12 protein-coding genes are annotated in these 14,666 nt (G+C 72.3%); 3 read left to right on the forward strand and 9 right to left on the reverse strand.

All coding sequences use genetic code 11. The annotated features are described in order from the left end of the window. Nucleotides 1-223: 223 nt before the first annotated feature. Entirely contained in the window at nt 224-1,525 is a 1,302-nt protein-coding gene (locus J2X63_RS06865; protein ID WP_309975438.1) for an alpha-hydroxy-acid oxidizing protein, read from the reverse strand. 92 nt (nt 1,526-1,617) lie between these two features. On the opposite strand from J2X63_RS06865, the gene J2X63_RS06870 reads away from it, so the two are divergent. Together J2X63_RS06870 and J2X63_RS06875 are read left to right on the forward strand one after the other, a co-directional pair. Beyond that, a complete protein-coding gene (locus J2X63_RS06870) occupies nt 1,618-2,025 on the forward strand; it encodes an NUDIX domain-containing protein (protein ID WP_309975440.1) in 408 nt (135 codons plus the stop codon). 89 nt (nt 2,026-2,114) lie between these two features. Further along, nucleotides 2,115-3,755, forward strand: coding sequence for an alpha/beta hydrolase (locus J2X63_RS06875; RefSeq protein ID WP_309975442.1), 1,641 nt, complete (start codon nt 2,115-2,117; stop codon nt 3,753-3,755). Nucleotides 3,756-3,772: 17 nt separating this feature from the next. Here the strand turns inward: J2X63_RS06875 and J2X63_RS06880 are convergent, their stop codons facing one another. The 4 genes from J2X63_RS06880 to J2X63_RS06895 form a co-directional block, all read right to left on the reverse strand. Then, the gene (locus J2X63_RS06880; RefSeq protein ID WP_309975444.1) at nt 3,773-4,681 is read right to left on the reverse strand and encodes a serine hydrolase; all 909 of its coding nucleotides are present in this window, start codon (nt 4,679-4,681) and stop codon (nt 3,773-3,775) included. A gap of 95 nt (nt 4,682-4,776) precedes the next feature. After that, nucleotides 4,777-6,744 (reverse strand): M13-type metalloendopeptidase, encoded by a 1,968-nt coding sequence (locus tag J2X63_RS06885; RefSeq protein ID WP_309975446.1) that lies wholly within the window; start codon nt 6,742-6,744, stop codon nt 4,777-4,779. Nucleotides 6,745-6,833: 89 nt separating this feature from the next. Then, on the reverse strand, nt 6,834-7,532 hold the full coding sequence (locus tag J2X63_RS06890; RefSeq protein WP_309975448.1) for a TrkA family potassium uptake protein: 699 nt from the start codon (nt 7,530-7,532) through the stop codon (nt 6,834-6,836). After that, complete coding sequence (locus tag J2X63_RS06895) at nt 7,525-8,865, reverse strand: TrkH family potassium uptake protein (RefSeq protein ID WP_309977843.1); 1,341 nt, start codon at nt 8,863-8,865, stop codon at nt 7,525-7,527. The genes J2X63_RS06890 and J2X63_RS06895 overlap by 8 nt, the downstream gene beginning before the upstream one ends. A 135-nt stretch (nt 8,866-9,000) precedes the next feature. On the opposite strand from J2X63_RS06895, the gene J2X63_RS06900 reads away from it, so the two are divergent. After that, nucleotides 9,001-10,347: an MATE family efflux transporter gene (locus J2X63_RS06900; protein ID WP_309975450.1), complete on the forward strand. Its 1,347-nt coding sequence runs from the start codon at nt 9,001-9,003 to the stop codon at nt 10,345-10,347. 15 nt (nt 10,348-10,362) lie between these two features. Here J2X63_RS06900 and J2X63_RS06905 read toward each other — a convergent pair whose 3' ends face one another. Genes J2X63_RS06905 through tdh form a run of 4 tightly spaced genes read right to left on the reverse strand, consistent with a single transcriptional unit; the run spans nt 10,363 to nt 14,647 of the window. Next, a complete protein-coding gene (locus J2X63_RS06905) occupies nt 10,363-11,268 on the reverse strand; it encodes a hypothetical protein (protein ID WP_309975452.1) in 906 nt (301 codons plus the stop codon). Between the two features lie 20 nt (nt 11,269-11,288). Further along, nucleotides 11,289-12,359, reverse strand: coding sequence for a LacI family DNA-binding transcriptional regulator (locus tag J2X63_RS06910; RefSeq protein ID WP_309975454.1), 1,071 nt, complete (start codon nt 12,357-12,359; stop codon nt 11,289-11,291). A 48-nt stretch (nt 12,360-12,407) separates the two neighbouring features. Next, complete coding sequence (locus J2X63_RS06915) at nt 12,408-13,604, reverse strand: glycine C-acetyltransferase (RefSeq protein WP_309975456.1); 1,197 nt, start codon at nt 13,602-13,604, stop codon at nt 12,408-12,410. Then, nucleotides 13,604-14,647 carry an L-threonine 3-dehydrogenase gene (tdh, locus tag J2X63_RS06920; protein WP_309975458.1) on the reverse strand — a complete coding sequence of 348 codons (1,044 nt, stop codon included), beginning with the start codon at nt 14,645-14,647 and terminating at the stop codon, nt 13,604-13,606. The genes J2X63_RS06915 and tdh overlap by 1 nt, the downstream gene beginning before the upstream one ends. Nucleotides 14,648-14,666 lie beyond the last annotated feature (19 nt).

The following is a 14,666-nucleotide window of genomic DNA, read 5'->3' on the forward strand; positions in this document are numbered from 1 at the left end:
GTCGTCGGTACCGGTGGCGGCGCACCCCCGGTTGGGGGGCTTCCGTCGACCGGTGCGATAAAAGCCAACCTAGCTACGACGTAAGTCGAGCGCAATGGTTCATCGTTTTGCGCACGGTGGTACAACTTTTGGAACGCGCGTGGCAGCAGGAATACCCCCGCCGCGCCACACGGCGGCCCATCGGGACGCGACGGCACGGCGTGTGATCGGGGCGGGGGACCACTCAGGCAGCCCGGAGCGAGTCCCGCCCGATCCCGCCGATCGAGCGGTGGCCCGCGAGCGCCATCGTGAGGTCGAGCTCGGCGAGGTGGTTGCGCACGACCTCGCGCACGCCGGTCTCGCCGGCCACGGCGAGGCCGTACGCGTAGGGCCTGCCGATGCCGACCGCCGTGGCTCCGAGTGCGAGGGCGATGAAGGCGTCGGCTCCGCTGCGCACGCCGCTGTCGAGCACGATCGGCAGGTGTCCGCCGACGCGCTCGACGATGCCCGGCAGCGCGTCGAGGGTCGCCACCGAGCGATCGACCTGACGGCCGCCGTGGTTCGACACCACGATGCCGTCGACACCGGCGTCGAGGGCCCGGCTCGCGTCATCCGGATGCAGCACGCCCTTGAGCAGCACGGGCAGCGAGGTCCACTCACGCAGCCTGCCGAGGTCGTCCCACGTGAGGCTCGCGTCCGAGAAGACGTCGAGGAAGGTCTCCACCGCCGCCCGAGGCAGCGGCGAGCGCAGGGCGTCGCGCACGCCGCCCTCGAGCAGCCTCGTGCCGGCGCCGTGGCGGGCTATCGACAGGGCCGAGCGCAACAGGGTCGGCGTGACGCTGGGCCGCGCTCCCCCGACGGCGCCGCCCGACACCCGTGCGCGCGCGAGCTCGGCGAACACCGGATCACTCGTGTACTGCGCGATGCCCTGCCCGCGCGTGAACGGCAGGAACGCGGCGTCGAGGTCGCGGGCGCGCCAGCCGAGCAGGTGCGTGTCGAGGGTGACGACGACGGCCTCGCAACCGGCCGCCTCCGCCCGGCGCAGCAGCGACGCGTTGAGGTCGCGTGAAGCGCTCCAGTAGAGCTGGAACCACCGCGATCCGTCGCCCATCGCGGCGGCGACCTCCTCCATCGGGCGCGACGCCTGGTTCGACAGCACGTAGGGCACGTCGAGCGCGGATGCCGCGCGGCCCACGGCCACATCGGCCTCGGGGTGCGCGAGCTCGGCGACCCCAATCGGCGAGAGCAGGAACGGCGTGGCGCGTCGCCGCCCGAGGAGCTCGATCGAGAGGTCGCGCTCGGACACGTCGCGGAGCACGCGCGGCCACACCTGCCACCGCCCAAACGCGGCCCGGTTCGCGGCCATCGTCGCCTCCGACCCGGCGCCGCCGGCGAGGTAGGCGAACGCCTCGGCGGACGTCGCCTTGCGGGCGGCGCGCTCGAGCGCCGCCACGTCGACGGGCACGGCCGGCTTCGTGCCGCTCACCCCGGCACGGTACACGTCGGACTGCACGGTGCGCGCGTACCCGCGGTTCGCCTCGGTCATCGGGCCGCTCCTTCGCGATCGGACTGCGAGCCAGCGTAGCGGGGGCGCGGAGGGGTGCCCCGTGCGGAGCCGCCCCGCCTAGGGTGGAGAGGATGCCGAAGCTGCCCGATCTCCTCGTCGCCGCCATCGCGCTCGTGCGCGACCGGCGCGTGCTCATGGTCACCGCGCGCGGCCGCGACGTGCACTACATGCCCGGCGGCAAGATCGACCCGGGCGAGACCGCCGCCGAGGCCGCCGCGCGTGAGGCCTTCGAGGAGGTCGCACTCGACCTCGACCCCGATGCGCTCGATGAGCTCTTCGAGGTGGTCGTGCAGGCGCACGGCGAGCCCGAGGGCCGGCTGGTGCGCATGCGGGTCTTCCGCGCCGAGACGGATGCCGCGCCCGCCGCATCCGCGGAGGTGGGCGCACTGCACTGGGTGACCACGGCCGACGCCCACCGCTGCCCGCCGGCGGGCGTCGAGGTGCTGCGCCTGCTCGCGGCATCCGACCTCATCGACTGAGCGCGTGCCCGGTGCGGGGTCGGACCGCGCATCCGAACGGACGCTGCGCGGTTCCCGCCACGCTCGGCTCCGCCTCGTAGACTGCCGCCATGTCGGTGACTCGCGAGTTCCGCCGCGGCGACGGCGTGACGGTGATCACCGAGTCGGGCACCGGCACCGGGCCGTGCTACGTGCTGGTGCACGGCATCGGCATGGGACACCGGTACTTCTCGGGCCTCGCCGACGCCCTCGCCCGCGACGGAAGGGTGCTCGCCCTCGACCTGCCGGGCTTCGGCGAGGCGCCCGAGCCCGACGAGCCGCTCTCGATGCGCGCGTCGGGCGACTACCTCGCCGCGCTGCTCGAGGCCGAGGACCTGCACGATGTGGTGCTCGTCGGCCACTCGATGGGCACGCAGATCGTCGCCGAGGCGGCCGCCCGGCACCCCGAGCGGGTCGCGCGCGTGGTGCTCATCGCGCCGACCGTGAACCCGCGCGAGCGCAGCATGGGCATGCAGGCACTGCGCCTGCTGCAGGACGAGTCGATCACGAAGCCCAAGGTCATGGGACTCGCGGTCTTCACCTACCTGCAGGCCGGCCCCCGGTGGTACTTCGCGAAGCTCGGCCAGATGCTCGACCACCACCTCGAGGAGACGCTTCCGGATGTCGCGCGGCCGACGCTCGTGGTCCGCGGCGAGGACGACCGCATCTCGCCGAGGGCGTGGGCGCAGGAGGTGGCGCGGCTCGTGCCGCACGCCCGCTACGTCGAGGTGCCCGGCCGCGGACACGAGACCATGGTGACGGCCGGCGAGCAGGTCGCCATGCTCGTGGCGGCGCACGCCCACGGCGATCGCGTCGGCGACGAGGTGCGCGCGCCCACCGAGCCCGAGCTGCCACCGGCGGTCGTTCGCGGCTGGTGGTGGGCCAGCGACTACGTGTACGCGGGCGCACGGCAGCTCGCGATCCTCCGGCCGCCGTGGGGGCTGGGACGCCTCCGCCCGTCGCCGCGCGCGTGGGCCTCGGGCTCCCGGGACCTGCCCGAGGTCATCCTGTTGCCCGGCATCTACGAGCACTGGACGTTCCTCCGGCCGCTCGGCGACGCGCTCAACGCCGCCGGCCATCGGGTGCGCGTCGTGCACGGGCTCGGCTCGAACCGCCGGGGCATCTCCGAGACCTCCGACCGTCTGGGCCGGGCGCTCGCCCGTACGCGCCCGCCCGCCGCGGGCCGGGTCATCGTCGCACACAGCAAGGGCGGGCTCATCGCCAAGCAGCTGCTGGTCACCTCCGGCGCGGCCGCGGCGGCCGCCGTCGAGGCGGCGAGCGGGGGCGATGCGGCCGCTGCCGCAGCGGCCGCCAGCGCGCCGCCCGACTCGCCGAGTCCGTCCGCCAGCGCGACGAGCACGTCGGCACCCACGGCCACGTCGACGGGGGGCGGCGCGCCGCTCGGCGTGATCGGCATCGTCGCGATCTGCACCCCGTTCGGCGGCTCGCGGCTCGCCCGCCTCGTCGTCGACCCCAGCGTGCGCGCCCTGATGCCGAGCGACGAGACGATCGTGACCCTCGGGCGAGCCTCGTCGGTCAACGGGCGGATCGTCTCGGTGTTCGGCCGCTACGACCCGCACATCCCCGACGGGAGCTTCCTCGAGGGGGCGACGAACGTGCGGGTCCCCGCCGTCGGCCACTTCCGGGTGCTCGGGGCGCCCGAGACGCACCAGGCCGTGCTGGACGGCGTCGCCCTCCTCGCGCAGGGCTGAGCTCAGCGCCGACGGGCTCAGTGCACGTACTCCAGCAGGTCGACGCCGACCTGGTGCATGCCGTCGAGCACCGCGAGGCGCGAGGTGAGCATCGTGTCGGCGAAGTACATCGACACCGCATAGGCCACGCTCGCGCGCGGGCCGCGAAGCACGCCGACCTCGCTGCGCACGCCGCCGTCGGTGCCGGTCTTGTTCATGAGCAGCACGCCGTGGTCGGGCTTGCGATGCGCGAGGGGGTCGAGGCCGAACGCCGAGGCGACCATCGACAGGTCGGCATTCAGCGACAACCACCCGACGACGCGCTGCGACACCTCGGGGCTCACGATCTCGCCGCGCGCGAGCGAGGCGAACAGCCACGTGAGCTCCTTCGCCGAGCCGATCGACAGCTGCGGGGCGTCGTCGGGGCCGCGGTGGTCGCGCACGAGGTCGAGCAGCGCGGTGCGGGTGAGGCCGAGCGCCTCGGTGCGCGCGCGCACCGCCTCGAGGCCGACGTAGCGCAGCAGCACGTTCGTGGCCAGGTTGTCGCTCGTGCCCGCGACGAGCGCCGCGAGGTCGGCGAGTGGCAGCGACGGCGACTGCATGTGCTGCCAGATGCCGGAGTCGCCGACGGCGTCGCGCGGGGTGCGGTCGAGGACGGTGAACGCCTCGGCGCTCGTGCCGGTGAGCCGGGACGCGACCTCGACGAGCAGCAGCACCTTGCCGATCGACGCGGTGGGCATCACCACGTGGTCGTCGACGGAGAACAGCACCTTCCCGGTGGCGAGGTCGGTCGCCCGGGCCGAGACCTGCACGCCCGCGAGGGCGAGCTCGCCGAGGGCGTGGAAGCCCCGCGCGAAGTTCTCGTTGGGCTCCTCGGTGCGATGCTTGCCGTGTCGGATGCTGGCGTGGCGCGCTCGGCGTTCGGAACCCTGCGACGACGTCACCACAGTGCTTGCACGATCTTCCTCGGACGCTCGGCGCTCCCCCACCGCGGTCTGCGGCGCGCTCGAAAGAGATGGACTGGACGGATGAGTGGAGTGGCCTACCAGATCGTCACCCGCTCGGCCGGCTCCAGCCAGAGGGCGTCATCCGCGGTCACTCCGAAGCCAGTGTAGAACTCGTCGATGTTGCGGACGATCTGGTTGCACCGGAACTCGTTCGGCGAGTGCGGATCGATGGCGAGCAGGCGGATGACCTCCTCGTCGCGGCCCTTCATCTGCCAGGCCTGCGCCCACGAGAGGAAGAAGCGCTGCGCGCCCGTGAGCCCGTCGATCACCGGCGGCTCGGCGCCGTCGAGCGAGAGCACGTACGCCTTCCACGCGATGGCGAGCCCGCCGAGGTCGCCGATGTTCTCGCCGATCGTCAGGGCGCCGTTGACGTGGTGGTCCTGGCCGTCGAGCTGCGCCGGCTTCAGCGCGTCGTACTGCGCGATGAGGGCCTTCGTGCGCTCCTCGAAGGCCGCGCGGTCGGCCTCGGTCCACCAGTCGGTGAGCCGGCCGTCGCCGTCGTACTTCGAGCCCTGGTCGTCGAAGCCGTGCCCGATCTCATGGCCGATCACGGCGCCGATCGCGCCGTAGTTCGCGGCGGCGTCGCGCTCGGGCGTGAAGAACGGGTACTGCAGGATCGCCGCGGGGAACACGATCTCGTTGAACCCGGGGTTGTAGTACGCGTTGATCGTCTGCGGGGTCATGAACCACTCGTCGCGGTCGATCGGCTTGCCGATCTTGCCGAGCTCGCGGTTGAACTCGAACTCGGCGGTGGCGCGCACGTTGCCCACGAGGTCGTCTGCGGTGATCTCGAGCTTCGAGTAGTCCCGCCACTTCACCGGGAAGCCGATCTTCGGCGTGAACTTCTCGAGCTTGTCGAGCGCCTTCGCCCGGGTGTCGTCGCCCATCCAGTCGAGCGCGGCGATGGACTGGCGGTAGGCCTCGACCAGGTTCGCGACGAGGTCGTCCATCGCCTCCTTCGCCGCGGGCGGGAAGTGCCGCTCGACGTAGATGCGGCCCACGGCCTCGCCCATGGCGCCCTCGACGAGCGACACGCCGCGCTTCCACCGCTCGCGCATCTGCGGGGTGCCGGTGAGCGTTCGGCCGTAGAAGTCGAAGTTCGCCTCGACGAAGTCGTTCGAGAGGTAAGCGGCGCTCGACCGGATCACCTGCCAGGCGAGCCAGTCGCGCCACGCCGGCAGCCGCTCCTCGGTGAGCAGCGCGCCGAGGCCCTCGACGAACGAGGGCTCGCGCAGCACGAGCTCGTCGAACGCGCCCTCGGGCACGCCCATGGCGTCGCGCCACACCTGCAGGTCGACGGATGCCGCGGCCGCGGCATCCGCCCACTGGAACAGGTTGTACGTCTTCTCGCTGTCGCGGGTGTCGACGTTGTTCCAGTGCGCCTTGGCGAGGTCGGCCTCGAGGTCGAAGACCCGCACCGCGCGATCCCCGGCGTCGTCGAGCTGGGCGAGGGCGAACATGCGCTCGAGGTGCTTCGCGTACGCGGCGCGCACCGCCTCGAAGCGCTCCTCGCGGAAGTAGCTCTCGTCGGGCAGGCCGATGCCGCCCTGCTCCACGAAGACGAGATAGCGCTCTGGGTCGCCCGGGTCGTTGTCGACGTAGAGCTGCAGGAAGCCCGAGACGCCCTGCCGCTCGAGGCGGCCCAGGGTCTCGAGGAACTGCTCGACCGAGCCGATCAGGGACACGTCGACGAGCTGCCCGGCGATGGGCGTGGCGCCCAGCAGGTCGGCGCGCTGCTCGTTCATGAAGCTGGCGAAGAGGTCGCCGACCTTGCGGTCCTCCGTGCCCGGCTCGGCCTGCTGCGCCTCGACGATGATGTCGCGCACGGCCGCCTCGGCCTCCTCGTGCAGCACGAGGAACGAGCCGTAGCGGGCCTTGTCGGCGGGGATCTCGGTGCGCTCGATCCACCTGCCGTTGACGTGGCGGAACAGGTCGTCTTGCGGTCGCACCTCGCCGTCGAGTTCGTCCTTCGCGATGCCTGAGGGGAGCGTGACGTCGGTCATCACCCCAGCCTAGGACTCGGGACCGGCACAGCGGATGCCGCGACGGCACGTCTCACGGTGCACTCGCAGGCGTGGGGCATCCGCTCGCCTCACCGCAGCTGGGCGAAGCCCTCGGCGCTCGAGGTCGGACCGACCACCAGGATGGTGTCGCCCTCGTCCAGCACCGTGTCCTGGTCGGCGTTCCTCCACTCGCCCGCCGGCTTCTTGAATGCGGCGACGGTCACCCCGTACGCCGAGCGGAGTCCGGTGTCGCCGAGGCGCCTGCCGAGCAGCACCGCCGGCGCCGACGCCTTCACGAGTGCGTATCCCTTGTCGACCTCGATGTAGTCGAGGGCATTGCCGCGCACGAGGTGCGCGAGGCGGCGACCCATGTCCTTCTCCGGGTAGATCACGTGATGCACGCCCAGTTGCTCGAGGATGAGGCCGTGCCGATCGTCGACCGCCTTGGCCCAGATCACGGGCGTCTTCATGCCGAGCAGCACCGAGCACGTGAGGATCGACGCCGAGATGTCGTCGCCGATCGCCACGACCACGCGGTCGAACTCGTCGACCGCGAGCTGGCGCAGCACCTCCTCCTTGGTGGAGTCGGCGCGAACGACCTGGGTGAGCTCACCGTTCAGCGCCTGCACGAGCTCCTCGTCGAGGTCGATGCCGAGCACCTCCGTGCCGCCGGCCATGAGCTCGAGGGCGAGCGAGCTGCCGAATCGCCCGAGGCCGATGACGGCCACCGAGTCGGCCTCGGCGATGCGTCGGGTCGTGTCACTGCTGAAGATCGAGAACTTAGCCAACGGCGGGCCTTTCCTTGGGGAACTCGTAGAGGATCCGGCGGTGGCGCAGGGCGATCGCCGAGCCGAGCGTGAGCGGACCGAGCCGGCCCATGAACATGAGCACCACGAGCACGAGCCTGCCGGGGTCGGGCAGCTCGGGCGTCAGTCCCGTCGAGAGCCCGACGGTGCCGAACGCGGACACCGCCTCGAACAGGGTGCGGTCGAGGTCCTCCTCGACGAGCAGCATGAGCGCGAGCGTGCCCGCCATCACCGCCCCCACCGCGATGAGCACGATGGTGATCGCCTGGCGCTGCACCGCACGCGAGAGCCGCTTGCCGAAGATGTTCACGGCGGGGTCGCCGCGCAGCTCGGTCATCATGACGAAGAAGAGCAGCGCGAACGTCGTCACCTTGATGCCGCCCGCCGTGCCCGCGGGGCCTGCGCCGATGAACATGAGCACGTCCATGCCGAGCCAGGTCTGGTCGTGCATCGCCCCGATGTCGACCGAGTTGAACCCGGCCGTGCGGGTCTGCACCGACTGGAAGAACCCGGCGAGCACCTTGGCGCCGGGGTCGAGGGTGCCGAGCGTGGCGACGTTGTCCCACTCGAGCACCGTGATGTAGGCGGTGCCGCCGACGAGTAGCACAAGCGTGCCCCACAGCACGAGCTTCGTGTTCATCGACCAGTGCAGCGGACGGCGGAACTCCTTGCGCAGCTGCATGATGACCGGGAAGCCGAGCCCGCCGAGGATGACGGCCGCGGCGATCGGCAGGCAGATGAACGGGTCGTCCACGAACCCGATCAGGTTGTCGGAGTACAGCGCGAAGCCCGCGTTGTTGAACGACGAAATCGCGTGGAACACGGCATGCCAAGCCGCCTCGCCCACGCCGTACCCGTAGCCGAGCAGGAAGCGCAGGAACAGCAGGATCGCCGTGGCGCCCTCGATCGTGAACGAGATGAGCACGATCCCGCGAACGAGGCCGCGCACGTCGTCGAACCCGACGCTCTTCGCCTCGCTCGCCGTGTTGAGTCGCGAACGCACCGACATCTTCCTGGCCAGCAGCAAGCCGACCAACGACGCGAAGATCATGATGCCGAGGCCGCCGAGCTGGATCATGAGCAGGATCATGACCTGCCCGAACGGACTCCAGAACGTCACCGTGTCGAGCACGGTCAGCCCCGTGACGCAGACCGCCGACGTCGCCGTGAAGAGCGCGTCGACGAACGACGGCGGCCGCCCGTCGGTCGCGGAGATCGGCAGGAGCAGGAGGAAGGTGCCCGCGAGGATCACCGACGCGAAGCCCACCACCACGGCCTGCGCCGGGTGCAGGCCGCGGCGGCGCAGGCGGAGCATCCGTCGCCCGATCCCCGTCGACTCGCGCGTGGTCACAGCGCCACACTAGCCCCGTAAGGCGCGCCCGACGCGGCCGTGCGGCATGCCGCGCGCGGCGGTCCGGCCGTCGGCAGGCCCGCCTAGGCTCGTGAGCACATGACCACTGCGCTCTTCCGTCGCGCCGTCGACCGCGACATCCTCCGGCTCGCCGTGCCGGCGCTCGGCGCGCTCATCGCCGAGCCGCTGTTCCTGCTCGCCGACACGGCCATGGTCGGGCACCTCGGCGCCGTGCCGCTCGCCGGGCTCGGGCTCGCGAGCGCGGTGCTGCAGACGATCATCGGCCTCATGGTGTTCCTCGCCTACGCGACGACGCCGGCGGTGGCGCGACGGCTCGGGGCGGGCGACGAGCGGGCGGCCGTGGCATCCGGGATCGACGGGCTGTGGCTCGCCCTCGGGCTCGGCGTCCTGCTGGCCGCGGCCGGATGGCTGGCGACGCCGTGGCTCGTCGGCGTGTTCGGGGCGTCGGCGGCGGTGACGGCCGAGGCCTCCGTCTACCTGTCGATCTCGATGGCCGGGCTTCCGGCGATGCTCGTCGTGTTCGCTGCGACCGGCCTGCTGCGCGGGCTGCAGGACACGCGCACGCCCCTCTGGGTGGCCGGCATCGGCTTCACGGTGAACATCGGCCTCAACGCACTGTTCATCTACGGGCTGGGCCTCGGCATCGCCGGTTCCGCGATCGGCACCGTGATCGCGCAGTGGGGCATGGTCGTCGTCTACCTGGTGGTCATCGCGCGGCACGCGCGGCGGGTCGGCGCCGGCCCGTGGCCGCACCACGCGGGCGTGCTGAGCGGCGCGGCCGTGAGCGGCTGGCTGTTCCTGCGCACGGCGAGCCTGCGCGTCGCGCTGCTGCTCGCGACGTGGGCGGCGACGTCGCTCGGGTCCGACGAGTTGGCGGCCTACCAGGTGGCCATCACGATCTACTTCACGCTCGGGTTCGCGCTCGACGCGCTCGCGATCGCGGCGCAGGCGCTCATCGGCAAGGGGCTGGGCTCGGGCGACGTGGCGCACGTCCGGGCCGTGCTGCGGCGATGCGTGGAGTGGGGCATCGGATCGGGCGTGGTGCTCGGCGCGCTCGTGATCTCCACCGCCTGGGTGCTGCCCGCACTGTTCACGTCGTCGCCCGAGGTCGCCGCGTTGCTGCCGCCGTCACTCGTCGTGCTCGGCCTGTCGGCGCCCCTCGGCGGACTCGTGTTCGTGCTCGACGGCGTGCTCATCGGCGCCGGTGACGCCCGCTACCTCGCCTGGACCGGCCTCGTGAACCTCGCCGTGTTCGTGCCGCTGGCGCTCGGCACGGTCTGGTGGGCGGATGCCGCGGGGCTGCCCGGCGCCGCAGCGCTGGCGTGGCTCACCGGCTCGTTCGCGATCGGCTACCTCGCCGCCCGCGCGGTGACGCTGTCGCTGCGGGCGCGCGGCGCGCGCTGGATGGTGACGGGCGCTCCGTGACGCGGACGGGCCGGTTCAGGCCGACGGCGGCTCCCCCACTGGTGCGATCTCGACGATCGCCCCGTCGCCCGTCCAGCGGACCCGGATGAACTCATCTCCGCCGGGCGGCGTGTCACCGGTCGGGGCGCGGGTCACCGCGGCGAGCCCGCTCGTGCTGACGCCGCCCTCCGCGACACAGCCCGACGCCAGTCGCCCGTCGACGGGGAGGAGCAGCAGGCAGACGTCGCCCGTGGTGGTCCGGGCGAGGTACACGGCTCCGCGGAACGGCTCGACGGGCAGGCGACGGAAGCTCTCCGCGATGAACCAGGTCGAGACCGGCTGCGTCGGGAAATCGGTGGGGTCCTGCACCCGATCGAACTCCTGCTGGAGCGCGGCCCCGAGCGAGCGGTCCTCGTACGGGACAACGTCTTCGACCGAGCCCCGCACGCCGTCGCCGGTCGGGTCGTGGTCGGTGCCGGGGCTCCCGCCGGCGAGCTGCAGCACGCCCAGCGCCAGGACGACTCCGGCCGCCGCCGCCGCGACGGCGACGGTCGTGGTGCGGAGGCGGGGCGATCGGCCCCCGCGCGCCGCCTCGACACCGCCGGCCGGCCGTTCCGCCGGGCGCGGGTCGGGCGTGTCCGGAGCGGAGGCCTCGGCGATCGCCCGGTCGATCTCGAGACGCTGCCGGTCGAGCTCCCCGATCAGGCGTGCGAGCTCCTCCCCCGCGTCCGAGCCGTCGGCGGTGCGGGTCGAGTACACCACGAGCTCGAGCTCCCGCACCCGCGCGCTCGGCGACGGCTCGCCGCTCGGCAGTGGACGGTCGGGATCCGCGCGCCACGCGAGCGCGTCGGCCGGATCCCACCCGCCGCGGTACACCGCGCCGAAGCGCTCGAGGAACGCGCCGCGCTGATCGTCGCGCCGTCCGGGTTCCCCGTGCTCCATGGCGACTCCGCTCTGTCGGCTCAGGTGCGCGGATCGCGTGGCGGCGCCGTCGTGTCGCCCACGTGCAGCGAGCTCGTGAAGCACACCGACTCGGGCGGCTCGCCGGCGAGCAGCCGCACCACGGCCTCGCCCGCGGCGCGGCCCTTCGCCACCGACGGCTGCACGAGCGTGGTGAGGTCGTGCTGCAGCCCGTCGACCCGGATCCCGTCGAACCCCAGCACGCTGAGCTGGGCGGGCACCGCGATGCCGAGCTCCTCCGCCGCCTGGATCACGCCGGCGGCGAGCAGGTCGCTCTGCGCGATGATCGCCGTCGGCCGCGTCGCCGGGTCGGCGAGCAGCGCCCGCCCGGCCTCGAGGCCCTCCTCGATCGAGCTCGCGGCCGCCGACCGTCCGGTCACGTGCGGGAACACCTCGCGGGCCCCGAGCAGCCGCTCGCTCGCGGTCTCGGCGGTGCTGCCGCGTTCGAGCTCGGGCGTCAGCGGGCCGCGCGTGCGGGCGGCGTCGAACGGGAGCGTGACGAGCGCGACATCCGTGTGCCCGAGGCTCTTGAGGTACTCGGCTCCCCGGCGGGTCGCCTCGCGGTTGTCGATGGAGATCTTCGGCACGTCGTCGCCGGCATCGCCCTCGATCGCGACGGCCGGGATGCCGCGACGCCGCAGCGCCTCGACCGAGTGCCCGAGCCGCGGGCTGCAGCCGACCAGCACGACCGCGTCGACGGGGGCGCTCTCGATGCCGACGGCGTGACCGCCGGCCTCGCCGGTGTCGGTGAGCAGCAGCAGGCCGGCTCCGAGCGGCGCGATGCCCTCGGTGATGCCGTCGAGCATCTGGATCTTCACCGGGTCGAGGAAGGCCGCGCGCACGCGCTCCTCGAGCACGACCCCGACGATGCCCGACCGCCCCCGGCGCAGGGAGCGGGCGCGCGGGTCGGGTCCGGCGTAGCCGAGGGCGGATGCCGCGGCGAGCACGCGCTCCTTCGTGGCGTCCGACACGGGACCGGAACCGCTGAAGGCGAGCGACGCCGTGGACGCCGACACTCCGGCCTTGGCCGCGACGTCGGCGAGCGTCGGGCGTGGTGGGGCATCCGCGTGCATGGGCTGATTCTAAGCCGAATCGATTCGAGCGGGCCCGACCGGAGAACGCTACTCGGCCGCCGCGGTCGCGGCAATCTCGTCGCGCGCGGCCGTGAACGCCTCGACGCACCGACGGATCTCGTCCTCGGAGTGCGCCGCCGAGAGCTGCACGCGGATGCGCGCCGCCCCACGCGGCACCACCGGGAAGCTGAACGCCGTGACGAACACCCCCCGCTCCTGCAACGCCGCGGCGATGCGCGCCGTGAGCGCGGCGTCGCCGAACATGACCGGCACGATGGGGTGCTCGCCGGGCAGCAGGTCGAAGCCCGCGGCATCCATCAGCGACCGGAAGAGGGCCGCGTTCGACTTCAGCGTCTCGCGGAGCGAGCCCGACGACTCGAGCAGCTCGAGCGCGCGGATCGTGCCCGCGACGATCGCCGGGGCGAGCGTGTTGGAGAAGAGGTACGGACGCGCCCGCTGCCGCAGCAGCGCCACGATCTCGGCACGGGCCGCGACGTAGCCGCCGGATGCCCCGCCGAGCGCCTTGCCGAACGTGCCGGTCGTGATGTCGACGCGCCCCTCGACCCCGCAGTACTCGGGCGTGCCGCGGCCGTTCGAGCCGACGAAGCCGACGGCGTGCGAGTCGTCGACGAAGACCAGCGCGTCGTATCGATCGGCGAGGTCGCAGATCTCCTGCAGCGGCGCGATGTAGCCGTCCATCGAGAAGACGCCGTCGGTCACGATCACCCGGCGACGGGCTCCGGATGCCGCGACGAGCTGCGCCTCGAGGTCGGCCATGTCGCGGTTCTTGTAGCGGTACCGCGCCGCCTTCGAGAGCCGGATGCCGTCGATGATCGACGCGTGGTTGAGCTCGTCGGAGATGATCGCGTCATCGGGCCCGAAGAGCACCTCGAAGACGCCGCCGTTCGCGTCGAAGCACGACGAGAACAAGATGGTGTCGTCGTAGCCCAGGAAGGAGGACACCCGGCGCTCGAGCTCGAGGTGCAGCTCCTGGGTGCCGCAGATGAATCGCACGCTCGCGAGGCCGTAGCCCCACTCGTCGAGGCCGGCGTGCGCGGCCTCGACGATGCGGGGGTCGTCGGCGAGGCCGAGGTAGTTGTTGGCGCAGAAGTTCAGCACCTGGCGCCCGGCCACCTCGATCTCGGACGACTGCGGACCGCGGATGCCCCGTTCACGCTTGGTGAGGCCGGCAGCCTCGATCTCGTCGAGCTCAGCGCGCAGCTGGTCGCGAACCGTTCCGTACATCAGAGTTCCGTCCAATCGAGGATGACCTTGCCGACGCCGCCGGATGCCGCCGCGTCGAACGCGGCACGCCACTCGCGTGCCGGGTAGCGGTCGCTGATGATCGACGCGACCCGGGAGCGCAGCTCGCCGCTGGTCTGCAGCATCGCGCTCATGGAGTTCCAGGTCTCGAACATCTCGCGGCCGTAGATGCCCTTGAGGGTGAGCATGTGCGTCACGACCTTGCCCCAGTCGATGGCGTACGGCTCGGACGGCAGGCCGAGCAGGGCGATGCGCCCGCCGTGGTTCATGTTCTCGATCATCTCGGGCAGCGCCTTCGCCGATCCCGACATCTCGAAGCCCACGTCGAAGCCCTCGCGCATGCCGAGGCGCTGCTGCACGTCGCGGACGCGCTCGCGCGACACGTCGACCGCGGCATCCGCCCCCATCTGCATGGCGAGCTGGAGGCGCGCGGGCGAGACATCCGACGCGACGATGTAGCGGGCGCCCACGTGGCGGGCGACGGCGATCGACATGAGCCCGATCGGGCCGCAGCCGGTGACGAGCACGTCCTCGCCGACGACCGAGAACGCGAGCGCGGTGTGCACGGCGTTGCCGAACGGGTCGAAGATGGCGCCGACCTCGGGCTCGACCGAGGCGTGGTGCACCCACACGTTCTCGCCGGGGATGACGATGTACTCCGCGAACGCGCCGTCGCGGTGCAGGCCCACGCCCTTGGTGCGGATGCACATCTGGCGGCGTCCGGCCCGGCAGTTGCGGCACATGCCGCAGACGATGTGGCCCTCCCCCGACACGTGGTCGCCGACGGCGACGTCGTGCACGAGCTCACCGACCTCGACGACCTCGCCGTAGAACTCGTGGCCCGGGATGAGCGGCGCCTGGATCTCGGCGGCGGCCCAGTCGTCCCACCGCTCGATGTGGAGGTCGGTGCCGCAGATGCCGGTGCGCAGGACCCGGATCTTCACGTCGGCGGGGCCCGTCTCGGGCTCCGGCCGGTCGACGTACTCCAGGCCGGCGCCGGGGGCAGGTTTGTAGAGGGCCTTCATCGATAACCTCGTTGTTCTC

This window comes from Agromyces sp. 3263 (assembly GCF_031456545.1).
Lineage (GTDB): Bacteria > Actinomycetota > Actinomycetes > Actinomycetales > Microbacteriaceae > Agromyces.